The sequence below is a fragment of the Chryseobacterium carnipullorum genome (assembly GCF_900142785.1).
GTDB classification, from domain to species: Bacteria; Bacteroidota; Bacteroidia; order Flavobacteriales; family Weeksellaceae; genus Chryseobacterium; species Chryseobacterium carnipullorum.
The window spans coordinates 13,977-38,351 of the sequence record NZ_FRCD01000011.1 but is presented as its reverse complement, the minus strand read 5'-3'; the positions used below and the strand labels follow the sequence as shown (position 1 = coordinate 38,351).

Genomic DNA, 24,375 nt, shown 5'->3' with positions numbered 1-24,375 from the left:
TGATTTTGCAGATTGAGCAGATTTCATGGGAAGGCCAAATTCTAATTTCTAAAATCGAACTTCTAACCTCTATCTTACAATTTAAATTCAAGTTTCACATTGAAGAAACGGCCTGTAAGACGTACCGGAACCGGATACATTACATTGGTATTATAATCTGTAATCCACTGGTTGGCCACTGTATTGTTAATATTAAACGCATTGAACACCTGAACACCCAACGTCAACTCTTCAAAATTCCCCCAGAAACCGGAACGATTTTTCTTGTCTTTGGAATCGATGAATACTTTTGAAAGTCCTAAATCCACTCTTTTATATGAAGGAAGTGTTCTCTGATATTGATAAGGATCGGTGAAAACCGGTGCTCCGTTCGGAAGTCCCATGGCGTATACCAAAGTAAGATTGACACGCATGGATGGGAATTTCGGCATATAATCCTGATAGAACATCGCAAATCTGAATCTCTGATCTGTAGGCCTTGGAATATCGCCTCTTCCGTCTATATTTTCATATACTCTGGCATAACTTGCAGACAACCATGAATCGACTCCGGGAACGAATTCCCCGAATAGTCTGGTATCAATTCCATAAGCATACCCTGAAGCATTATTTTTACCGGAATAGCGGATTCTCACGTTATCCATATAATAAGGAATCAGATCATCCATTTTCTTATAGTACGCCTCTGTAGTCAGCTTAAACGGTCTGTCATACATGTAAAACTCGTAATCGTTGGCAAGAATTAACTGCATCGAACGCTGAGATTTTATATTGGAATTGAAGTTTCCGTCAAGATCCTTGATCTCTTTATAGAAAGGCGCCTGATAGTAAACACCTCCGGAAAGTTTGAAAAGCATGTCGGTATCCCAGTCAGGTTTTATTGCAAACTGGAATCTTGGCGAAAAGATGGTTTCCTTATTGAAGCTCCAGTTGGACACTCTGGCTCCTGCATTAACAAATACTTTGCTGGCTCCCCAGTAAAATTTCCGTGAATACTGTGCATAGGCAGAAAGTCTGGAAGGTTCTATCGTATTTTTCCCGGCGATATGGTAGAAAAGATTAAGATCTCCTGTTCCTCCGGTTCTTGGATCATCTATCGGACGCGGAATGCTGTATCCGGCATTATCTACCAGTTTCCATTCATTGGTATTATCATTCAGGTTTTCTTTTTCATATTTAAAGCCTACCTCGATATCGGTATTGATATTGGGAGAAAACTTGGCTCTGAACTGGGTTCCGTATGTTCTCACGAACAGATCATTTCTCGCATGCTCAATCTGTCCTCCTCCGTCAAAAGAAGGGTTTGGAGACTGCGTTACAGGATCAAAAGTCTGGATCTCATACCCTGAAGAGATGGAATAATATTCTTTTTCTCTGTTCTGATAAGCAAAACTGTCCAAGGTAAGCTTCCACTTATCAGACGGCTTATAGTTCATGGAGAAAGTTCCCATCATATTTTTGTACATATCCTGCTCTTGTCCCCTGTAGCCTATATTCACTGTAATAGGCTGATTAAGGCTTCCGAAAGTGACACTCTTTGCCTTAGGAACCATTTCATAATCATTCTTGGAATAATATCCGATGAATGACATGGAGAATTTATCGTTGAAATGATAATTAATATACGATTGGAAGTCCCAATAGGTAGGGTTAAAATCTGTATCCTCGTTCAATGTATTCAGAACAAGATTTGTATTTCTGTATCTGCCAGAAAATAAAGCAGTCAGTTTTTTATTTTTTGAAGCCAGTCCGGCTGTCAATCTTCCTCCTATTAAACTAGCCTCTCCTGAAAGTTCAAATTTTTCAGGTTCACGGTAGTAAATATTCAATGCTGAAGACATTTTATCTCCATATTTTGGTTCAAATCCTCCCGCTGAGAAATTGACTGCAGAAACCATATCAGGATTTATGATACTCATTCCTTCCTGTTGTGAATTTCTGATCAGAAAAGGTCTGTAGATCTCAATATCATTGATATAGATAAGGTTTTCGTCATAGTTTCCACCACGTACCATGTATTGGGAAGACAGCTCGGTGTTGGAGTTGACGGAAGGAAGTGTTTTAAGAAGTCCTTCAATTCCACCACTTATGGAGGCTACACTTTGGGCATCTTTTGCTGAAATCCTGACATTGGTGATGTCGTTCGTCCTTCCGACCACTTTTTTCTGGAAAACGACCGCCTCAATATCGGTTACTTTTTCTGCTGTATCTCTTTTTCTGTTTTGAGAGAAAATAAGCATAGGAACCACAAGGCTCAATGGTAAAACTAGTTTTTTCAAAAGAAATGTTTTAAGAATTTCTAAAAATAGGGATTTTTTAACAATTACAAAATTGATTCTCTGATTCTTGTTAATTTTTGTAACAAATCTTCCAATAAATCTAATCTTAACATGTTGGCTCCGTCTGATAAAGCGGTTTCCGGGGTAGGATGTGTTTCAATAAATATTCCGTCTGCTCCTACTGCAATTCCTGCTTTAGCCACTGTTTCTATAAGATCCGGTCTTCCACCCGTTACTCCGGAACTCTGATTAGGCTGCTGCAATGAATGGGTTACATCCAGAATAACAGGCGCATATTCTCTCATGGTTGGAATACCTCGGTAATCTACAACCAGGTCTGTATATCCGAAAGAATTTCCTCTTTCGATGATCGCTACTTTCTGGTTATGGGAATCTGTTACTTTCTGAACAGCAAATTTCATGGATTCGGGAGAAAGAAATTGTCCTTTTTTCAAAGTAACACATTTTCCTGTTTCTGCCGCCGCAATCAAAAGGTCGGTCTGACGTACCAAAAATGCTGGAATCTGTAACACATCAACGTACTGTGCTGCCAATGCGGCATGACCGTTTTCGTGGATATCTGTTGTTGTAGGAATATTAAAGGTTTCTCCTACTTTTCTAAGAATTTCTAAAGATTTTTCTTCACCGATGGTTGTAAAAGAATCTACACGGCTTCTGTTGGCTTTTTTAAAGCTTCCTTTGAAAATATAAGGAATATTATATTTATCGGTTATCTGGATCACTTTTTCTGCGATTCTCAAGGCCATGTCTTCACCTTCAATGATGCATGGACCGGCAATAAGGAAAAAGTTTTTTGAATCTTTGTGATGAATATTATCTAAATACTGGATCATTTTTATTTGAATTAAAAAGTTCAGTAAAAATACTTATAAAGTTTCAGAATCGGAAATTATTTGAGGGGTTTGATTGGGATTCGGGTTTTAGGATTTTAGAGGGAAATAATGAGAATAGTATTTGAACCCAACCCTTTTTAGAATTATTTTTTTAAAAAACACAGGACGTTCTTCTAAATTCGTGTATATGTACTTAATAATTTTATTATCCCACAGATGTAACAGATGACACAGATTTTATCTTTTATTATTACGAAAAATCTATCTATCTATCTATCTATCTATCTATCTATCTATCTATCTATCTATCTATCTATCTATCTATCTATCTATCTATCTATCTATCAAGAAATCATTTTCTTAAGTACTTTTTCAAAAGTATTGATATTCCGGCTGGTGAACTGATCTTTAAGATTTTTCTTTCCCAGAACTTTCCCGAATGAAGAATCCAGAGTATTTCCTTTGGGAACCTGCCAGTAAAATTGGTTGTCAATGATCTCCGCTTTTTCATTTTCTGTTTTAGAAGCTTTTGTGAACTCTTCCATCAAAACATTTTCCACTCCGGGATTCCCTACAAAAGCATAAATGTGCAGATCATCACTTTTCTCAAAAGGATTACTGCTCCTGAAAATCTCCGTCTCTTCCTGAGATTTTATGAATAAAAAAGCTTCATAAGAGAAATGGTCAGACATCGCTTTCTCTAAAGTTGTTTTTAAATCTTCAGCATTTTGATCAGAAGAAAACACAATATTTCCTGAAGCCAATACAGAACCTACATCCTGCATTCCGGCCTTTTTAAAGACCTGGCATACATCAGCCATTTTCATGTTGGTTCCTTTGACATTAACGCCGCGGAGAAAAGCACAGTATTTCATTTTTTAAGGGATTAAGTGATAAGAATTAGGTTACAAGGTTTATTATGGTACAAGAACGTTTACTTCTTCCCTCTTTCGCATCAATCTTTAAATATTTAAATTATTCACTCTTTCAATCAATCTTCACATACAAATTATAATCTGTCCCGGATGGTTTAAGATGATAGATCTTTTCCAGAATAGGGTTATCGCTTTTCAGGTTATCCTTTATTCTGAATTCTTTCATCAGTTTGTAATGCGTCTGATAATACAGCGCATCATGGCCTTGAAATAGATTTTTATAGGAAAGAAGATATTTTGGCTTCCTGTTCTTTACGGTATTGATCCAATAATGGGCTTTATCTTTTTTCACTTCGGTCTGGATCTGCTTATCCACCAATCCTACTTCATCAATGGTTTTTAATCCTGAAAAATAGGGAATGTATCCGGCTGGCTCCAAAAGAATCCACTGACTTTTATCTTTTTCAAATGTATCCAAAAACAGTCCGATTCCTCTGCGGTAATTCCACTCTCCGTGTCCTGTTGCAATGGCATGTACCGTTTGGAAAGCCAGCATTGGAACGATGTAAAATACAACCAACAGGGACAGCCATAGGTTTCTTCTCTCTTTCTGCTCCAGTACAAAAATAAGAACAGGAACAAAAAGCAGAAGCTGCGGAACCCAGTAATACCAGTCGAATAAACTTTTTTGAGAGAGAAAAATAATCTGCTTTACCCAGCCGAAAAGAAAGATCATCCATAAAAAATAATTCCTTCTTTCTCTCTGTCTTACCAGATAAATAAAACACAGCAATTCAAAGATCAGCACAATTACAGTTACCGGATTAAAGTTTCCGGGAATTTTCAGCATTCCCCAGAAATTACCGAAGCTTACCAGAAAATAGTTGAGATTTTGCTCAAAAGTAAAGTTGTGCTCGTACAGAAGTTTCTTAGCCACTATGGTATTATTTACCAGCTCTCCAAAGTACAGCCAGTTAAAAGACAGAACAGATATCATACCCAGAAGTCCTCCGAAAACATATTTCCATCTGATCTTTTTGTTCCAGAACACATCAACAAAAAATACAATTCCCAGGAAAATTACGGTGTCAATTCTTGTAAACATGATCAGAACCGGCAGGAAAATGAGTGCCCATTTTTTGCCTTTGCTAAAACCATAGTACAAAAGTGCCATTTCCAGGAAGAAAAGTATGCCGTACTCCATTCCTAAAATAGAGATCTTCACCGCTGGGGGCAGAATGCCTATGAGAAATATAAAAATAGCTTTATGCCATGGATTTTTAAGCGTCAGATTTGCTAAAAACAATGTTCCTATGGTAAAGAGGATCGAATTGAAAATCAATAGCGGCTCAATAAAATATGCTTTGCCAAAGATCAGATTGAACAGATAGGATACAAAGACATAAAGATGAGTCGTAGAAGCTGAGATTTTGGTTTCCCCATTGAAGCCTATCACTCCATAGTCCAGTAAATTCTGGGCTACCCTCCAGGTAATGAACGCATCTTCCTGAATATAATGGGTTAATAAAAAGAGAAGTTTAAAAACTACCGTAAAAATTACAGCGTAGATCGGGAGTCTGTTATTTTTAGTTTCAGTCATCATGTATTTTTAATATCACAAATATAATCTTAAAATTCATGAATCCCAATAACAAAAAAAAACGGAACCGAAGTTCCGTTTTTATGACTGATTTTACTGTGTTACTTTAATAATTGCTGTGGTGATCTGTTCTTCTTTTTCTTTTGAATAAGTAGAATCAAAAGGTTCCATCACATCAAATAAATATTGGTAGAAAGGAGTAATCTTTTGTACGTTCTCTGATTCCTTCATCGCCTTTTCTTTACCCATCAGCTGAAGCTCCTTGATGAAAGTATTGAACTTCTTGTCGATCGGTTCTAAAGATTTTACCAGATATTCATACGCTTTATCATCCTGTCCCAGTTTCTTGTAAGCATCTGTAACCGCAGCAACAACAAGAGAATATTCCATCGGTTTTGTTCTCATCTGTCTTCTTGCAAAGTTCTGATCTGCCGGAGCAAGACTTAAATAATAATCATACTCTTCAAAAATTCCTTTTTTAAGGATTTCTGCCAGCTGCAATCCTTTTTTCTCCTGTCCTGCAATAATATATCCTGTTACCATCGCACTTAATGAACGTGGATCATTAAATTTCTCTGCTGGAATTTCTTTTGAGGCAAGATCCAATAATTCCACTGCTTTAGCTTTCTGTCCGCTTAATGCCAATGCAGAAGCTGCTCTGCTCGCTGACATTCTATAGCTCATAATATTGGAAGTAGCTGTTTCATCAAAGTGAGTATTTAAGTTCTTGAAATTACCCCATCTGAAATTTTTCACAACATTATATAAGGAATTGGTGTCTACTCTTCCCATATCTCCGTCTGCGTTTGTAGGGGTATGGATAGGAACCAGTCTGTAACTGAATCCGTCAAACTGAAGATATTCGTTCAGATAGAATATATTTTCACTGTCGTAGATCCCTCCTGATGAGAAGTTAATCGGACGCTTCCAATCAAAATTCGCCAGCATATCAAGCATGATCAGGTTGTTTTTATAAAGTGTGTTTCCTTTATAAGTAATCATGATCTGGTTAACAACATTAGGAAGATCTGCCTGGGTGATGATTCCTGCTTTTAAAGCATTTTCTTTATTTACCGGAAGAATAAATTTGTTCACAGGAAGAATATTGTATTTCTCAAATTTTTCTTCTCCGAAATACATTTTAAGAAGTTCGTCTTTTTCAGGAGACTTGAACTTGATAAAATTAACAGCCTCTTTCAAGGTCAGTGAATCCTGTGTAAGGTATTTTCTGAAAGCACCGAATTGAGTATCAGGAACCCCCTGTTCTTTTAACATAGAGAATACGCCTTCCCAGTCTTCCTTCTTCATCATATAGATCTGGTCATTCACCCCATCTCTGTAATCTTCATGAGTCAATTCACTAGGAATTCCTGCTGCATTATAAGTCTTTCTCTTGATCTGGTCAAGGTTCCAAGGCGTTGAAGCAAGAGTGAAATTCACCACTTTTACATCATCTCTGAATCTTTCAGTTTCCTGAATAGCCCATACAGGATACGTATCATTATCTCCGTAAACGAATAAAATATCGTTCTTTGGCAATGATTTCAGTACTGAATACGCATAATCATAGGCTGTATATCTGTTGCTTCTATCGTGTACATTATAATTCTGGAAGCCCATCATAAAAGGAACTCCTAATAAAACTACGCCTAAAGCGATATTCGCTCCATTAGATTTTACTTTCGACTGTAAGAACCATAAAATAGCGCCGGCTCCCATTCCTATCCAGATCGCAAAGGCGTAGAAAGAGCCTACCATTGCATAATCTCTTTCTCTCGGTTCAAAAGGTTTCACTCCTGTGTAGAAGATGATTCCTACACTTGTTAGTACAAATAATGAAAGTAATGCGTAAAACCTTCCGAAATCTCTGTTCAACTGGAAGAAAAAACCAATCAATCCTAAAATTAAAGGTAAAAAGAAGAACTTCACGGTACTTTCATTCTGGAATTTAGCAGGCATTTTATCCTGATTTCCCAGTAAAGCGTTATCGATAAAAGAAATTCCGGAGATCCAGTTTCCTTTTGTATTTTCCATGTTTCCTTCAAGATCGTTCTGTCTTCCCACGAAGTTCCACATCAGGTATCTTACGAAGTAATACCCATTCTGAAAGGTGATAAAGTAATCCATATTCTGAGCCAGTGAAGGCTTCTGAACATTGATCAGGTTGTATGGTTTCACTTTCAGGTAATCGGCTGCGGTAATTGATTTATCTTCGTATTTCCCTCTTAGTTCGTCAAAGATTTGTTTGGCCTGAGGATTATCTGCTACATCTTCATTCGCATAGTTGAAAGTGAAATCCGGAGCTCCGTACATGGAAATGTAATTAGCCATTACGTCTTTATCTTCATTAAACATTCTGGGCATTAAGCTCACCTGAGACTTGCTGAAGGTATAATTAAACCGGTCTCCTGTTTTTCTGTACGTTCCGGTTTTCTCATCTTTTTCGTAGATCTCACCCGTTTTTTTAGTCTTGAAACTTCCGTCTTCATTTTTCTCAATTCCATTTGCATCAAGGAAAGCGGTGTAATTTTGACCGTAAATGGTAGGCCAGTCTCCGTACTGTTCTCTGTTGTAATAATCCAGCATACCAATCGCGGTATCAGGATCATTAAGGTTCATCGGAGGATTCGCATTCGCTCTGATAGGAATCACCATCCAACATGAGAAACCAATGATCATAAAAACGATGGATAGCGCAGCCGTCTGATATATATTTTTCTTTGCTCTTCTCGCATATTTAATAATAAAGAAACAGGCTGCAGTCATTAAAATAAATGCGACAATTGTTCCGGAGTGGAAAGGAAGCCCAAGTCCGTTCACAAAGAATATTTCAAGTCTTCCGAACATCGTCATGATCAGTGGGAATATAATTTTGAAAACAATGATCAAAATTCCCAGGGTGATCGCATTAGCCCAGATAAAGTTTTTCCAGGTAAATTTGTAATTTCTGGCGTAATAAACCAGACAAACGGCCGGAACCGCCAACATCCCCATCATGTGTACTCCTACAGAAAGTCCTAATACAAAGAAAATAAGGATGATCCATCTTTCACTGTCTTTCGCCAGATATTCATTTTCCCATTTTGTGATGAGCCAAACCAATAATGCGATAAACATAGAAGCCATGGAATATACTTCTCCTTCTACGGCAGAGAACCAGAACGTATCTGAAAAGGTGAAACACAATGCACCTACTGCTCCTGCAAAAAGAATAGAGATTTCCTGGTGCTTCGTTACTTCTTCAAAATCCTTGTTTAGAAGTCTTCTTACGAAATGCGTAATCGTCCAGAATAAAAATAAAATCGTAAGCGCGCTGAACAAAGCAGACATCGCATTGATTACGATCGAATAGTTTTCTCCTTTTCCTAAAGCAAAAATAGCTGCCACGGCACCTATGATCTGAAACAAAGCCGCTCCCGGAGCGTGCGTTACTTCAAGTTTTACCGCTGAGGAAATGTACTCGCCGCAGTCCCAGAAACTGAAATTGGGTTCTATGGTCGACAAGTACGTGAAAAATGCAATGACAAAAATCACCCATCCTAAAACGGTGTTCCATTGCTTAAAAGTCCAATTTTTCATAGTATTAAATCAATTACGCGAAAATAAGGCTTTTATAGCATTCTATGGTGTTTTTAACAAAATTTAAAAAATTTGGCGTAGTATTTGTGATGGTACTTCGCGGAAGATTGCAAATCAGAAAATAAATTTTGCTGAATCGCTGGCTTGAAATCAAACAAAAGTTTAGTAATTATTTATTTTTTTGTATTTTTGCGGTCAGATTTTTATTGAAAATAACAAATAATGAGTAATGTTTACGATAATATTCTTGGCCTAATAGGACATACTCCTATGGTGAAGCTTAATACTGTTACGAAAGATATTCCTGCAACCGTTTATGCCAAGTTAGAATCATATAATCCTGGACATTCCACAAAAGATAGAATAGCACTTCATATAATAGAAAACGCTGAACAAAAAGGTTTATTAAAGGAAGATTCTGTAGTTGTAGAAACTACTTCCGGAAATACCGGTTTTTCTATTGCGATGGTCTGTATTATTAAAGGATATAAATGCATTCTGGCGGTAAGCGATAAAACGAAGCCTGAGAAAATTGCTTATTTAAAAGCATTAGGGGCCACGGTATATATTTGTCCCGCCAACGTTGCAGCGGATGATCCAAGATCATATTATGAAGTAGCTAAGAGAATAGCTTCAGAGACGCCCAATTCAGTTTACATCAATCAATATTTTAATGAGTTGAATATTGATGCACACTACAAGACTACCGGTCCTGAAATTTGGGAGCAGACAGAAGGTAAGGTAACGCACCTTTTTGCATGTACTGGAACAGGTGGAACATTGTCCGGTTCGGGTAAATTTTTAAAAGAAAAAAATCCCGATATCAAAATCATCGGTGTGGATGCTGACGGCTCTATCCTGAAGAGTTTCCACGAAACCGGAGAAATTCATAAAGAGGACGTTCATCCTTATCAGATTGAGGGAATGGGAAAAAATTTAATTCCGGCTGCCCTTCTTTTTGACAAGGTTGATGAATTTGTGCGGGTCAATGACGAGATGTCCGCGTACAGAACCCGTGAAATAGCTCTTAAAGAAGCGATCATGGGCGGATATACTACAGGAGCAGTCACCCAGGCACTGATCCAGTATGCACAGTCTCACGAACTGACAAAGGATGATATTATTGTCCTGATATTCCCAGATCACGGATCGAGGTATATTACTAAGGTATACAGCGATAAATGGATGGCTGAACAAGGTTTTGTGAACAATTGCGTACATAATTACGATGAAGTTTTCAAAACGGAATTCATCAAATAGAAATAAATAAACCACGATACCTATAAAGTCTTTTGTGTTGTACAGAAAAGACTTTTCACTTAAAATTACGATACACAATGTTAGATATTTTTGAACGTATTAAACAAAATCCAGGTCCATTAGGACAATTTGCTGATTATGCTGAAGGGTATTTTGTTTTCCCGAAACTGGAAGGTCCGATTGGTCCAAGAATGAAATTTCAAGGTAAAGATGTAATTTTCTGGAGTGCAAACGATTATTTAGGACTTTGTAATCATCCGGAAGTTTTAGAAGCTGACGCCAAGGCAGCTGCAGAATTCGGAATGTTTTATCCGATGGGCGCAAGAGCGATGTCAGGCGAAACTCAGCAACATCAGCAGTTGGAAAAAGAATTGGCAGAATTTACTCAGAAAGAAGCTGCTTATTTATTGAATTTCGGTTATCAGGGAATGGTTTCAGCCATTGATGCATTGGTGACAAGACATGACGTTATTGTATATGATGCTGACTCTCATGCTTGTATCGTAGATGGAGTACGTCTTCATATGGGAAAAAGCTTTACGTTCAAACATAATGATATTGCAAGTTTAGAGAAAAACTTAGCAAGAGCTACCAAGGTAGCAGAAGAAAACGGAGGCGGAATTTTAGTGATCACTGAAGGCGTTTTCGGAATGAGAGGAATGCAGGGGAAACTGAAAGAAATCTGTGATCTGAAATCAAAATTCAATTTCAGACTTTTGGTAGACGATGCGCATGGTTTCGGAACTTTGGGTGAAACCGGAGCCGGAGCAGGTGAAGAGCAAGGCTGCCAGGATCAGATTGATGTATACTTCTCTACTTTTGCCAAATCTATGGCAGGTTTTGGAGCTTTTCTTTCAGGAGATGAAACCATCATCCGATTTTTAAAGTACAATCTTCGTTCTCAGATTTTTGCTAAATCTTTAACAATGCCAATGGTTATCGGAGGTTTAAAAAGATTGGAGCTTTTGAGAACCCGTCCGGAAATTAAAGCGAAATTGTGGGAAAACGTTAAAAAGCTTCAAGACGGTCTGAAAGAAAGAGGGTACAATCTTGGAAATACCAATACTTGTGTTACTCCTGTTTTCATAGAAGGAACTACGATTGAAGCAACTCTTCTAGCGAAAGATCTTAGAGAGAATTATGGTGTTTTCACTTCAGTTGTAGTATATCCGGTAATTCCTAAGGGAATGATTTTATTAAGATTAATTCCTACGGCTTCTCATACAGATTCAGAAATTAATGAAACACTGGCTGCTTTTGACGGTATCCGTGAGAAATTAACTTCAGGACATTACAGAGAAATGGAAAAACAGATGAATATCGAATACAAGCAAATGTAATACGATATCATCATATTAAATAATAAAAACCACTGATTTGTTTTCAGTGGTTTTTTATAAAATATATGTGAATGAAATTAAAAGGTTATGCATTAGGCATTCTGTCATCGGTTTCATTTGGGCTGATCCCGATCTTCATCCTTCCGCTGAAGAAGGCGAGTTTTTCAATGGACATTACTTTATTCTATAGATTCTTGTTTTCAGCCTTAATGGTTGGAGGATACCTTTTATATTCCAAAGAGAGTTTCAGAATCAATAAAAAAGAAGCTTTAATTCTTTCCGTGTTGGGAGTCTGCTATGCCCTATCCTCAGAATTTCTGTTCATCGGCTATGATTTCCTTACGCCAGGCATTGCTTCTACTGTACTGTTTATTTATCCCGTCATAGTCGCTTTGATTATGTTTTTCTTTTATAAAGAAAAACTTACAAAATTGTCTGTAGCTTCATTGTTGATGGCTTTTGCCGGAGTTATTGTTTTATGTTTAAAGGAAAACGGTATGGAGATCAATTTTGCAGGTCTTGGAATTGTGATGCTGAGCTCACTATTTTACGCCCTCTATATGGTGATTGTGAATAAATCGAATCTGAAAGTTTCGGGATTCAAACTTTCGTTTTACTCTATGCTTTTCACTTCAGCATTTTTTATGATCAAAGCTTTTACTGAAGGTGAATCTTTTGAGATTCCTTCCGTATCCATCTTTTTAAATTTTATTGTTTTCGCTTTTCTTACCACCGTCATTTCAAGCCTGTGTTTAGTCTATGCTATACAATATATCGGATCCACTCCTACTGCTATTTTAGGAGCTTTGGAACCTGTTGTTGCGGTGATGGTCAGTGTTTTCATGTTCCATGAAAAGTTGACTACCAATTTACTCATTGGAATTGTACTTATTCTTCTGGGAGTTATTCTTAATGTCCTTTCTGACAAAAGAAAATCCAGACGTGATCAACATAAAGATTTACAAAATGCCTGACGTTGGTCAGGCCTTTTTTTATTTCATACTAAAATACTACCCGCACTGCTATGAAGATTTTTATCCCTGCAGTTTTAATTTCGCCTCGTAATCAAAATCGCTCTTGCAGCATACCCTACAAATTGTCTATCTTTGTGGCCGCAATCTGAGGAAAGGTTTTTGATCCTGACATAATCAATAAAATACTGTTATACAATTTCTTATCTTCCGGTTGAATGTAAATAAATTTGAAAAACTTCCTGTTGAAAGATCTGCTTCTCATCACTCCGCCTTTTACCCAGCTTAATACTCCTTATCCGGCAACAGCTTATATAAAAGGCTTTCTGAATACCAAAAATATTTCCAGTTATCAGATCGATCTGGGACTTGACGTCATTTTGGCGTTATTTTCCAAAAACGGAATCCGGAAAATATTTGAGACAGAAGTTAATCTTCAGGAAATATCAGAGAATTCACAGAGAATTTATGCCCTACGAGAAGAATATTTAAAAACGATCGATCAGGTTATTCCTTTTCTGCAGGGAAAAACACCAACACTGGCGAGACAGATCTGCAGCATGAATTTCCTTCCCGAGGCTTCCCGTTTTAACCAGTTGGATGATATGGATTTTGCGTTTGGAAATATGGGACTTCAGGACAAAGCCAAGCATCTGGCCACTCTCTATTTAGAAGATATTTCTGATTATATTATTGAAAATATTGATGCTGATTTTGGGTTCAGCAGGTATGCAGAACGACTGGGAAAAAGTGCGAATTCTTTTGACGAATTGTATTCTAAACTATCAGGTGATCAGACGTTTATTGATCATTTTACCCTGCAAATACTACAGGAAAAATTAGAGCTTATTCAGCCCAAGCTGGTTTGTTTTTCTGTCCCATTTCCGGGAAATCTGTATGCAGGTTTCAGATGCGCCCAATTCATTAAAGAACATTACCCTCACATCAAAACTGCGATGGGCGGAGGCTTTCCGAATACAGAATTAAGGGAAGTTAAAGACAAGAGAGTGTTTGAGTTTTTTAACTTTATCACCCTTGATGACGGTGAGGTACCCCTCGAACTTCTTTGCAAAAATGTATTAAATCCTTCAGAAGATGAAGCGGAATTCAAGAGAACGTTTTTAATTGAAAACCAAGAGGTTACTTATAAAAATAATTCTAAAAAACACGATTACAAACAGGCAGATATCGGGACTCCGGATTATACGGATTTAAAGCTGGATCAGTATATTTCAGTGATTGAAATTGCCAACCCTATGCATAGTCTGTGGAGTGACGGAAGATGGAACAAGCTGACGATGGCCCACGGATGCTACTGGGGAAAATGCACTTTTTGTGATATTTCCCTGGATTATATAAGAATTTACGAACCCATTTCTGCGAAGATATTGGTAGACAGAATGGAGGAACTGATCCAAACGACAGGAGAAACAGGATTTCATTTTGTAGATGAAGCAGCGCCGCCGGCATTGATGCGGGAAGTCGCTTTGGAAATTCTCAGAAGAAATCTTGTGGTTACCTGGTGGACGAATATCAGATTTGAGAAAAGTTTCACCCGGGATTTATGTTACCTCCTGAAACTATCAGGATGCGTTGCCGTTTCCGGAGGGCTTGAAGTAGCCAGCGATCGGTTGCTGCAATTAATTGATAAAGGAGTTTCGGTGGAACAGGTTGCCAGAGTGACAAGAAATTTCACTGAAGCCGGAATCATGGTTCATGCCTATCTGATGTATGGCTACCCAACGCAGACTGTTCAGGAAACGGTGGACTCATTGGAAATGGTAAGACAGATGTTTGAAATGGGAATTCTTCAAAGTGGATTCTGGCATCAGTTTGCGATGACAGCCCATTCGCCTGTAGGAATAAATCCCGAAAAATTTGGAGTGACTCCTGTGACGGAAGAAATTCTGTTTGCCAACAATGATATTGATTTTAAAGATAAAACAGGGATCGATCACAGCAAATTCAGTTTCGGCTTGAAAAAATCGCTTTTCAATTATATGCACGGAATCAATTTTGAATTTCCGCTTCAACAGTGGTTTGATTTTAAAATTCCGAGAACGACCGTTCATCCTGACTATATTCACGACTGTCTTCTGGATGATGCTCAGTTCACTTTTAAAGGAAACTCAAAACTAGTCTTTTTAACCAAAAACGTAATCGCTGAGAATCGCGTAAAAAATAAAAAGAAATACTCCGGTGCATATACGCTTCTTACATTCCACCTAAAAACCAATATTGTCAAGATTGATCTGGAGCAGGATAAGGCAGAATGGCTCATGGGAGTGCTGGAGGAAAATTCTATAGAAAATCCTAAAAAAGTTACAGCTCAGCAACTTAAGAATCAATTTGAAGAAAATTTTGAAGATTTTGAATTATTCTGGTTTTCAAAACCGATGCAACAGCTTAAAGATAATGGAGTCATTTTAAGTCTCTGATTTTTTGAAAAAATTCATAAAAAATTCCCGAAAATGAATCTTCGGGATTTTTTTGTCTTTAAAAATCACTATTCTATTTATTTTCAGCATTGCCTTTTACAACATCACCCACAATTACTTTTTCCTGAACTTTAATAAAATTAGGATCCATAATCGCCATTCTTTCTGCAATCGCTTTATAGGTAGGGAATTTCAATAATGCAGCTCTGCCGGACATTTCCCTGTAAATGGTAAAAATCTTTCCGTTGGCTGTTTTAATTTGTTTTGTAGTGGTAATATATTTTCCAATGTACTTACTTTTAGCATCATACACTTCTATATCGATAAATGTTTTATCAGTAATCGTATCTTCTGAACCAAAACTCACCGGAAGATTGGTAAAATAGCCCACCGGAACGCCATTGCTGATGATTTCTCCTACTTTATTGACCTCAATATTCAGCTTATCAATTTTATTTCTTGTTGTATAAGCATCTTTTGTCTTGCTGTCTAACTTTCTTTTCGGAACATTTTTGAAAATTTCATCCAGATTTTTAACATTGATTCCTTTGTTATCAATGACTTTTAAACCTTTTATCGACGTATAAACCGCTGATTTTTCTTCACCAGAAAATGCTGACGGGGAAATATAGTCCATCTCTATGGTTTTGTCTCTGTTGTAAACCCTGTTCAGTTTAATGTAACTGTCTCGGACAGAATCTACTACACTTTTATCAATAAATTCCATGGTATACATCGGCGTCTCACTCAGATCCATAAACGTATAGATATTGGATTTGTTTGATATTTTAGCAACATGCACTCCATCGAGACTTACAATACCTCTTTTGGTTTTGAAATTCTGGGCATTATATAAGATTCCCAGAACGGTAAAGAATATGATTGTACTTTTCTTCATAAAATCAGACTTTTACACAACATAAAAAAAGTGTAACCAAAGTTACACTTTCTTGAAAATATATTTAGCTTTTCATTTAATTATTCACAAAGGATAATTCCTTTATCATGATTAAATTCTACAACACCGCTTTTGATAGGATAAGAAAAAACAGAGTCTTTCTCAGATTCTTTAGTGAAATTTTTAGCGTAAGCTTCTCCAATTGAACTTGTAAAAAGCTTTACCTTACCTCCTACTAAAGAAGAAACGATTCCTGCGTGGTTTTTCATGATGTGGAATTCCCCATCTTTTCCAGGCAATAATACAGAGTCTACCTCTCCTTCAAAAACTACGTATTCTGGTGTTAAAATTTTTATATTCATTTTAATTTAGATTAAAAGATTAAAAGATTGAAGATTAAAAGATTTTTGACAAATAATGTCTCTCATCTCAGGTCTAAAAATCTTAGGTCTAATTTATTACGCGTTTTCAGCTAACATTTTTTGTCCTGCTTCAATAGCTTCTTCGATGGTTCCCTTCAAGTTGAAAGCAGCTTCTGGTAAGTGATCTAATTCACCATCCATAATCATGGTAAATCCTTTGATGGTATCTTTGATATCTACCAATGATCCCGGAATACCTGTAAACTGTTCAGCTACGTGGAAAGGCTGAGATAAGAATCTCTGAACTTTTCTAGCACGGTAAACGACTGATTTATCTTCTTCAGAAAGTTCTTCCATACCAAGGATCGCGATGATATCCTGAAGCGCTTTGTATCTCTGAAGAATTTCTTTTACTCTCTGAGCACAGTTGTAATGCTCTTCACCAATAATTTCCGGAGCAAGGATTCTTGACGTTGAAGCCAATGGATCTACTGCCGGGTAAATACCTAATGAAGCAATTTTTCTATCCAGTACTGTAGTTGCATCAAGGTGAGCAAATGTAGTTGCAGGAGCCGGGTCAGTTAAGTCATCCGCAGGCACGTAAACCGCCTGTACTGAAGTAATTGAACCATTTTTAGTTGAAGTAATTCTTTCCTGCATCGCTCCCATCTCAGAAGCAAGCGTTGGTTGGTAACCTACCGCAGAAGGCATACGACCAAGAAGTGCAGATACCTCAGAACCAGCCTGTGTAAAACGGAAGATGTTGTCTACGAAGAAAAGTACGTCTCTACCTTGTCCGCTTTCACCACCATCTCTGTAGTACTCAGCCAATGTAAGACCAGAAAGTGCTACTCTAGCTCTTGCTCCTGGCGGCTCGTTCATCTGTCCGAAAACGAATGCAGCTTTAGATTCTTTCATAGCTTCCAAGTCTACTTTAGAAAGATCCCAACCTCCGTTTTCCATAGAGTGCATGAAATCATCACCATATTTGATAATTCCTGATTCAAGCATCTCTCTCAAAAGGTCATTTCCTTCTCTCGTTCTTTCACCTACACCGGCAAAAACTGAAAGACCTCCGTGTCCTTTTGCAATATTGTTAATCAACTCCTGGATCAATACTGTTTTACCTACACCGGCACCACCGAACAATCCAATCTTACCTCCTTTTGCATAAGGCTCGATAAGGTCGATTACTTTAATCCCTGTAAATAAAACTTCTGCAGAAGTTGAAAGTTGATCAAATTTTGGAGCTGGTCTGTGAATAGGAAGACCACCTTCTTTAGAAATATTTTGAAGTCCGTCGATAGCATCCCCAACAACGTTGAAAAGTCTTCCGTTTACAGCGTCACCGATTGGCATTGTAATAGGATTTCCGTATCCGATTACTTCCTGCCCTCTTTGAAGACCATCTGTAGCATCCATTGCGATACATCTTACTGTATCTTCACCTATATGTTGCTCTACTTCTAAGACTACCTTTTCACCGTTGCCTTTTGTAATTTCTAACGCATCATAAATACTTGGAATTGCTTCCACATCTGTGAAGACAACGTCGATTACCGGACCAATAATTTGAGAAATTTTACCTTTAATTTGGTTTGCCATTGCTAAATTTTTTCTTGGTGCAAATATAATGATTCTTCATAAACCTACAATTGGTAAAAAAAAGATTTTTATCATACTTTTTTAAAAAATGTGTCAATATCATCATATATTAATTTACCAATAATAACTCAGTAAAATAAGCAATTTTATTGTTATATGATTACATTGTTATATTGTTACATTATTTCTATATTTGCATTCAAATTTTTCCGTTTTGAAAGTTTTCAAGAATTTTAAAGATTATTCCTCTCAAAAGCCTTTAGCATTGTCTTTAGGAATGTTTGACGGAGTACATCTCGGGCACAAAAGTATCATCGATGAACTGATAAAAGTAGGGACAAAGAATAATCTGGAGACAGCGATCCTTACTTTCTGGCCCCATCCAAGGTTTGTTTTTAATCCAAATGAAGATCTGAAACTTCTCAACACGGTAGATGAAAAACAGGTGCTGATTGAAAGATATAACATTGATCATCTGTTTCTTAAAGAATTTGATGAAGAATTCAGAAATCTTACGGGAGAAGAATTTGTACGTCAGATCCTGATTGACAAACTGAACGTGAAATACCTTATTATAGGCTATGATCATTCATTCGGAAAAAATAAAAGCGGAAATTTTGAGCTTCTTCAAAAGCTTTCCAAAGAACTTGATTTCGATGTAGAGCAGATGGAAGCGATTAATATTCACGAAAATAACATCAGTTCAACCAAAGTCCGCAATGCTCTTCTGACCGGAAATATTAAAGATGCCAACGAAATGCTTGGCTACGCCTACTCGGTCTCCGGAACAGTGGTTCACGGAAAAAAGATTGGAAGAACAATTGGCTATCCCACCGCTAATATTGATACCGAATCTATAAAACTCCTCCCCAAAAAAGGGGCATATATTGTAGAAACCGAAGTGAAAGGCCAGCAATATAAGGGAATGTTGAGCATCGGTACCAATCCTACTGTGAATGGTGAAAAATTAACCGTTGAAGTCTATATCCTTGATTTTGATGGTGATATTTATGATGAAAAGATCACGGTAAGGTTCAGGGACTTTCTTCATGACGAAATTAAGTTTGAAGGTCTTGAAAAACTCATTGAAAGATTGGATGAGGATAAAAGACTTACTCAGGAATTTCAATTCTAACTATTGACAATTTCCTCCTTCGCTTTTTTCGTTAATGAATTAAAAACCAATTCGTAGGAGTGATCGATTAATTTAAGGATCAGATCTCTTTTTATACCTTCCAAACGTACTGAATTCCAATGGGTTTTGTTCATATGAAATGCACCTGTGATCTGCGGATGCTGTTCACGAAGCTCTGCACTCCACTCAGGATCGGTCTTTACGTTGATGCCTAATGGCTGTCTTTCAAGTCCCATGAGCAAAAACATTTTTGTTCCTACTTTCATAACAAGAGTTTCATTATCAAAAGGAAAAGTTTCTGTAACTCCTTTTTTGGCAAGGCAATAGTCTAAAATTTCGTTAGCATCCATGAATTTTTATAAATGATAAGTGATTAATGTTCATTGATATTAATTTCAAATGTAGTAAATTTAAGAAAGAAAATAGAATTTATACAAATCACAACTATTATGAAAGCTTTAGTAATCGGCGCTACGGGCGCTACAGGAAAAGATCTGGTTAAGCAACTGCTTAATGATAAGGACTTTGATGAAGTAAATATCTTCGTAAGAAAGCCTGTGGATGTTCAGAACGATAAACTGAAAGTTCATGTAGTTAATTTTGAAAAACCCGAAGAATGGAAAGATAAAGTGCAGGGAGATGTTGCATTTTCATGTTTAGGAACAACTTTAAAAGATGCAGGAAGTAAAGAAGCCCAAAGAAAAGTGGATTTCGATTATCAGTATGAATTCGCCAAAGCAGCTAAAGAAAATGAGGTGGACGATTATATTCTGGTTTCTTCTTATGGAGCAGATCCGACATCGAAAATTTTCTATTCTAAAATGAAAGGAGAGCTGGAAGAAGCTGTAAAACAACTGCATTTTACCAAGATCACCATTTTTAAACCAGGAATGCTCGAAAGAAAGGATTCAGAGAGAACCGGAGAAGTTTTAGGCAGCAGAATTATAAAATTTGCCAATAAACTGGGATTGCTGGAAAGCCAGAAACCTTTGCCTACCGATATTTTAGCCAAAGCGATGATTAATTCTTCCAAAATAAAGAGTAATGGTTATTCCAGTATTAAATTGGGGAATATTTTTTGTTTTGCGGAGAAAAGTAATGCGTAACTGATTGTAACTTTAGTTAATTATTTATTTTTATCCTTTAATCTGTATTGGATTTTCAGGAATACTTATTCAAATAATTGAAGAATATTAGTAATTATTGATCAGCTATAAATACTTCGACTCCGCTCAGTATGACAATTCTCATCCTATTTTGAGCTGTCGCACTGAGCGGAGTTGAAATGTTATTTTATACTTTTTATCTTATTTCAGATATTTAGTAATAGCCTCGTCAGTAGGTTTTGTTGTGCTTACAAAAGTATCTACCAGTTTTCCGTTCTCATCGATCAGGAATTTAGTGAAGTTCCAAAGAATGGTTGTATTCTTTACTCCATTTAATTCTTTCTCAGTCAGATATTTGAAAATAGGCGCAGTATCATCTCCTTTTACGGATACTTTTGCGGCTAACGGGAATGTTACCCCGTAGTTTTTCTGGCAGAAAGCCCCGATCTCTGTATTCGTTCCCGGTTCCTGTCCTCCGAAATTATTGGCAGGAAAACCTACAATGACCAACTTGTCTTTGTATTCTTCGTATACTTTCTCCAGATCTGCATACTGCGGTGTAAATCCACATTCAGATGCTGTGTTGACAATAAGGATCTTTTTTCCTTTAAAATCAGCAAAGTTGATCTCTTTGCCATCAAGGCTTTCAACTTTGAAGTCATATATTGTTTTTCCCATAAGTTCGTTGGTTTTAGTTTGAGAAACTTCACTTTTCTGGTTGGTACAGCTTTGTAAAAATGCTACAAAAGAAAGCAGCAGTAAGAAAATATTTTTCATTTTTATCTCTTTTAGTTGGCTATTTTGCCGAAGTTATGTTTGGTCTAATATAACGAAACCGTTTCATTAAGTCTCTTTCGTGTTGAATTAAAACTTAAAAATATTAGGAGGAAATACTTTATTCACATCAATTTTATTAAGAATCATCACATAGTCCCCATCTTTTTTGGTGCTTGAGGATTCTATTCTAAAAGACATTACGAGATTTCCCACCTTTCTGTAATCAGAGTAGATGAGTGTATCATCTTTTTTCACTTCTTTTAAAAGCATATACGTTTTTACGTCGAAATAATAAATGTTCTTATTGACATTCTTGGTAAGTTCCACCTTGTGGCAGTAGATCTCTCCTACTTTTTCTTTTCCAAGATATTTTGCGTCAAATCCTTTATTCTCCCAGTCGATGAAGTCGTTATCAAAGCTTTCGGAAACATATTCCTTATATTCCTGAAGTTTGTTGGTGGCATAGTTCATCGCATAGCCTTTAGTTCCGTCAAAGCCTTCAATGGCCGTTTCTTTTCCATTAATACTGATGACGGTTTTGGTAAGATTGGGACGCTGCTGGTAAATTTTTATCGGATACTCATCTTTGATCCCGAGGATGACCTTTCCCTGCAGTAAAACTGAATTCAGAAGCTTCCAATTCGTTAATCCTCCGGACAGTTCTATATTTTTATCTATAATTTCCTTTGCGGTTTGGGCAAAAGACCACTGCGAGAGTATCAGTACGAATACTAAAAGTAATTTCTTCATTAATCTTATTTATAAATTCAAATATAAGGGGAATTGGTCACAAAAGCAAAGAAAGCGGTGATCACAAACTGTCTTATTTGCCTATTTGTACCCTTTTTAAATTAATTTTCTTGCTTTTTCAAGATCTTCAGGCGTATCGATTCCTACCCCGATGAAATTGGTTTCAATCAATTTGATCTTCATCCCATATTCAAGATAACGGATACATTCTATCTTTTCTGATATTTCCAGTGGTTTCATTTCCAATTTGGAAAACTGAAGTAACGCATGTTTTCTGAAAGCATAGACTCCGATATGTTTAAAATAGCTAACATCATACGAAACCTCTCTGTGGAAAGGAATAACGGAACGGCTGAAATAAAGGGCAAATCCGTTGTTATCTGTGATCACTTTTACATTATTTGGGTTTTCAACTTCTTCTTTCTCTGTCAGTTTTATTTTTAATGAAGCCAGAGAAATCTCCTGATTTTCATCTTCTTTGAAAACATCGATGAGCTGTTTTAAAGGTTCTAATTTAAGAAAAGGCTCATCTCCCTGTACATTGATGACAATATCACAGTCGATGTTTTGTACGGCCTCTGCAATGCGGTCGCTTCCTGTTTCATGCTGTCCGGTCATAACCGCTTTTCCACCATTTTTCACGATTTCATCAAAAATAATTTCTGAATCCGTTGCAACAAATACTTCATCGAACAGTCCTGTTTCTACCACATTCTGATAGGTCGTCGTGATGACTGTTTTTTCGCCCAGCATCTGCATCAGCTTAGCAGGAAAGCGACTTGCTTCGTAACGTGCCGGAATAACAGCTATAATTTTCATTGTAAAAAGTTATAAATTATGAAGTTATGAATTATGAGTTATTAATTATGAGTTATTAATTATGAGTTATGAGTTTTTATTCTTCGTCGTTATTATGATACTCCTGATAATTTTTAACAATTCTGATGCCTGAGTTCTTAAGCCTTCAAATTCTTCTTTAGAAATATAGTCTGTTGCATACAAAAGCTCCAGCCAATATAACGTTTCATCGCATTCCTTCTGGGAAATTGAAAGCTTATGGATAAAATCCATTCTGCTTTGAGCATTTAAAGCCTCTCTAATATTGGCACCGACTGATGTTCCGGAGCGTAGCAATTGTTTGGAGAGTGTGAATTCCTTTTTGTCAACAATTATTCTTTTATAAAAATGAACAATACTTACTGCAAATTCAAAGCTCTTCTTACCTACAATACTTTCGCTCATAACTCATAACTCATAATTAATAACTTATAACTTTTTACTACATTATTTTAAAGCGTTTAAAGCATTTTCAAGCTTCGGAAGCATTACTTTGATCTCATCAACCGCTAAACCTCCTACAGAAGCACGGAACCAAGGTTCAGATTTTGCTTCTCCGAAAGCAGAGAATGGTACCAATGCGACACCAGCATCATTAATCAGATAGAAAACCAAATCAGAAGAATTTTCAATGACAGATCCGTCCGGTTTTGTTTTTCCGATATAATCCAATCTGATGGTAAGATACAAGGCTCCCATCGGCTCAATGCTTTCTACAGATAAACCTTTTCCTTTCAGATCCTGAATTCCTCCGTGAAGGACTTTTAAGCTTTCTTCTAATTTTCCTTTAAAGTCTTCTACGAAAACGTTTACATTTTCAGGGTTTTCATAGAACTTTGCCGTAGCTTCCTGTTCAGGTTTTGGTGCCCATGCTCCAACGTGCGTCAGAAGAGCTTTCATTTTATCCAGAATATGAGCAGGACCGAATCCCCATCCTACCCGTACTCCTGTTGCAGCAAGGCATTTAGAGATTCCGTCGATATAAATGGTATATTCTTTCAATTCAGGGAAAAGAGAAACCGGATCTACGTGTTCTGCCCCGAAAGTAAGGTTAGAATAGATCTGATCATACATCAGGTACAATGGTTTTTCGTCTTCTCCTCTTTTTTTGTTTTCTTCAAGAACCAGTTCGCAGATATCAGAAAGCTGCTCTTTTGTAAACATTGTTCCGGTTGGGTTCAATGGTGAACATAATGCAAGCAAAACTGCACCTCCTAAATGAGGTCTTAGATCATCTGCTGTTGGAAGAAAATTATTTTCAGGAGTTGTTTTAACTTCGACTGCGTCTGCAGAAGTAAGGTAAGCATAGTGATTGTTGTTCCAAGATGGTGTAGGATATACTACTTTATCTCCTTCGTCAACGATCGTTTTATAAACCGCGTAGATCAATGGTCTGGATCCGGCAGTAATTAAAATATCATTCGGTGAATACTCCAGATTCCATCTGTTTTTCAGGTCTTTGGAAACTTCTTTTCTTAAAGATAAAAGTCCGTTGGCTGGCGGATAATTCGTCAGATTATTCTGATACGCTTTCTGAATCTCTTCCTTCAGCAATGCCGGAATAGGATATAGATTAGAATTCAGGTCACCAATAGTAAGATTGGCTATCTCCGCTCCTTTTGCTTTTAAATCATTTACTTCATTACCAATTTTTACGATTTCGGAACCAATCAGGTTCGCCGCTAATTTTGAAACTTTCACTTTATTTT

General features: G+C 36.9%; 20 protein-coding genes. 6 read left to right on the top strand and 14 right to left on the bottom strand.

The annotated features are described in order from the left end of the window. Window positions 1-74 precede the first annotated feature (74 nt). From BUC06_RS13230 to BUC06_RS13210, 5 genes are all read right to left on the bottom strand, one after another. Window positions 75-2,279, bottom strand: coding sequence for a TonB-dependent receptor plug domain-containing protein (locus BUC06_RS13230; RefSeq protein WP_073334492.1), 2,205 nt, complete (start codon window positions 2,277-2,279; stop codon window positions 75-77). Between the two features lie 44 nt (window positions 2,280-2,323). Further along, on the bottom strand, window positions 2,324-3,133 hold the full coding sequence (gene kdsA / locus BUC06_RS13225; protein WP_073334491.1) for a 3-deoxy-8-phosphooctulonate synthase: 810 nt from the start codon (window positions 3,131-3,133) through the stop codon (window positions 2,324-2,326). A gap of 344 nt (window positions 3,134-3,477) precedes the next feature. Continuing rightward, window positions 3,478-4,008, bottom strand: coding sequence for a DUF1697 domain-containing protein (locus BUC06_RS13220; protein ID WP_073334490.1), 531 nt, complete (start codon window positions 4,006-4,008; stop codon window positions 3,478-3,480). Between the two features lie 112 nt (window positions 4,009-4,120). Continuing rightward, window positions 4,121-5,611: a hypothetical protein gene (locus tag BUC06_RS13215; protein ID WP_228423732.1), complete on the bottom strand. Its 1,491-nt coding sequence runs from the start codon at window positions 5,609-5,611 to the stop codon at window positions 4,121-4,123. A 90-nt stretch (window positions 5,612-5,701) separates the two neighbouring features. Then, window positions 5,702-9,187 (bottom strand): glycosyltransferase family 117 protein, encoded by a 3,486-nt coding sequence (locus BUC06_RS13210; RefSeq protein WP_073334488.1) that lies wholly within the window; start codon window positions 9,185-9,187, stop codon window positions 5,702-5,704. 222 nt (window positions 9,188-9,409) lie between these two features. Between BUC06_RS13210 and BUC06_RS13205 the strand changes: the two genes are divergently transcribed. The 4 genes from BUC06_RS13205 to BUC06_RS13190 all read left to right on the top strand — a co-directional run bounded on the left by BUC06_RS13205 (window position 9,410) and on the right by BUC06_RS13190 (window position 15,196). Further along, on the top strand, window positions 9,410-10,447 hold the full coding sequence (locus BUC06_RS13205; protein WP_073334487.1) for a PLP-dependent cysteine synthase family protein: 1,038 nt from the start codon (window positions 9,410-9,412) through the stop codon (window positions 10,445-10,447). A 77-nt stretch (window positions 10,448-10,524) separates the two neighbouring features. Next, on the top strand, window positions 10,525-11,787 hold the full coding sequence (locus BUC06_RS13200) for an aminotransferase class I/II-fold pyridoxal phosphate-dependent enzyme (RefSeq protein WP_073334486.1): 1,263 nt from the start codon (window positions 10,525-10,527) through the stop codon (window positions 11,785-11,787). 71 nt (window positions 11,788-11,858) lie between these two features. Continuing rightward, window positions 11,859-12,761: a DMT family transporter gene (locus tag BUC06_RS13195; protein WP_073334485.1), complete on the top strand. Its 903-nt coding sequence runs from the start codon at window positions 11,859-11,861 to the stop codon at window positions 12,759-12,761. Between the two features lie 242 nt (window positions 12,762-13,003). Then, window positions 13,004-15,196 carry a B12-binding domain-containing radical SAM protein gene (locus BUC06_RS13190; protein ID WP_073334484.1) on the top strand — a complete coding sequence of 731 codons (2,193 nt, stop codon included), beginning with the start codon at window positions 13,004-13,006 and terminating at the stop codon, window positions 15,194-15,196. A 73-nt stretch (window positions 15,197-15,269) separates the two neighbouring features. Here BUC06_RS13190 and BUC06_RS13185 read toward each other — a convergent pair whose 3' ends face one another. The 3 genes from BUC06_RS13185 to atpD form a co-directional block, all read right to left on the bottom strand. Further along, window positions 15,270-16,094, bottom strand: coding sequence for a hypothetical protein (locus tag BUC06_RS13185; RefSeq protein ID WP_073334483.1), 825 nt, complete (start codon window positions 16,092-16,094; stop codon window positions 15,270-15,272). A gap of 80 nt (window positions 16,095-16,174) precedes the next feature. Continuing rightward, window positions 16,175-16,456, bottom strand: coding sequence for a FoF1 ATP synthase subunit delta/epsilon (locus BUC06_RS13180; protein ID WP_073334482.1), 282 nt, complete (start codon window positions 16,454-16,456; stop codon window positions 16,175-16,177). A 96-nt stretch (window positions 16,457-16,552) separates the two neighbouring features. Next, a complete protein-coding gene (gene atpD, locus BUC06_RS13175) occupies window positions 16,553-18,061 on the bottom strand; it encodes a F0F1 ATP synthase subunit beta (protein WP_034745036.1) in 1,509 nt (502 codons plus the stop codon). Window positions 18,062-18,275: 214 nt separating this feature from the next. Between atpD and BUC06_RS13170 the strand changes: the two genes are divergently transcribed. Further along, on the top strand, window positions 18,276-19,196 hold the full coding sequence (locus tag BUC06_RS13170) for a bifunctional riboflavin kinase/FAD synthetase (protein WP_073334481.1): 921 nt from the start codon (window positions 18,276-18,278) through the stop codon (window positions 19,194-19,196). Here BUC06_RS13170 and BUC06_RS13165 read toward each other — a convergent pair. Next, window positions 19,193-19,546 carry an MmcQ/YjbR family DNA-binding protein gene (locus BUC06_RS13165; RefSeq protein ID WP_073334480.1) on the bottom strand — a complete coding sequence of 118 codons (354 nt, stop codon included), beginning with the start codon at window positions 19,544-19,546 and terminating at the stop codon, window positions 19,193-19,195. The two genes, BUC06_RS13170 and BUC06_RS13165, sit on opposite strands and share 4 nt — an antisense overlap. 99 nt (window positions 19,547-19,645) lie before the next feature. On the opposite strand from BUC06_RS13165, the gene BUC06_RS13160 reads away from it, so the two are divergent. Then, window positions 19,646-20,302 carry an NAD(P)H-binding protein gene (locus tag BUC06_RS13160; protein WP_073334479.1) on the top strand — a complete coding sequence of 219 codons (657 nt, stop codon included), beginning with the start codon at window positions 19,646-19,648 and terminating at the stop codon, window positions 20,300-20,302. Window positions 20,303-20,503: 201 nt separating this feature from the next. Here the strand turns inward: BUC06_RS13160 and BUC06_RS13155 are convergent, their stop codons facing one another. The 5 genes from BUC06_RS13155 to BUC06_RS13135 all read right to left on the bottom strand — a co-directional run bounded on the left by BUC06_RS13155 (window position 20,504) and on the right by BUC06_RS13135 (window position 24,367). Next, window positions 20,504-21,079 carry a glutathione peroxidase gene (locus tag BUC06_RS13155; protein ID WP_073334478.1) on the bottom strand — a complete coding sequence of 192 codons (576 nt, stop codon included), beginning with the start codon at window positions 21,077-21,079 and terminating at the stop codon, window positions 20,504-20,506. A gap of 87 nt (window positions 21,080-21,166) precedes the next feature. Further along, complete coding sequence (locus BUC06_RS13150) at window positions 21,167-21,829, bottom strand: histidine kinase (protein WP_073334477.1); 663 nt, start codon at window positions 21,827-21,829, stop codon at window positions 21,167-21,169. Between the two features lie 96 nt (window positions 21,830-21,925). Then, a complete protein-coding gene (kdsB, locus tag BUC06_RS13145; RefSeq protein WP_073334476.1) occupies window positions 21,926-22,648 on the bottom strand; it encodes a 3-deoxy-manno-octulosonate cytidylyltransferase in 723 nt (240 codons plus the stop codon). Window positions 22,649-22,714: 66 nt separating this feature from the next. Continuing rightward, window positions 22,715-23,071 (bottom strand): four helix bundle protein, encoded by a 357-nt coding sequence (locus BUC06_RS13140; protein WP_073334475.1) that lies wholly within the window; start codon window positions 23,069-23,071, stop codon window positions 22,715-22,717. A gap of 42 nt (window positions 23,072-23,113) precedes the next feature. After that, window positions 23,114-24,367, bottom strand: coding sequence for a pyridoxal phosphate-dependent aminotransferase (locus tag BUC06_RS13135; RefSeq protein WP_073334474.1), 1,254 nt, complete (start codon window positions 24,365-24,367; stop codon window positions 23,114-23,116). Between the last annotated feature and the right edge of the window lie 8 nt (window positions 24,368-24,375).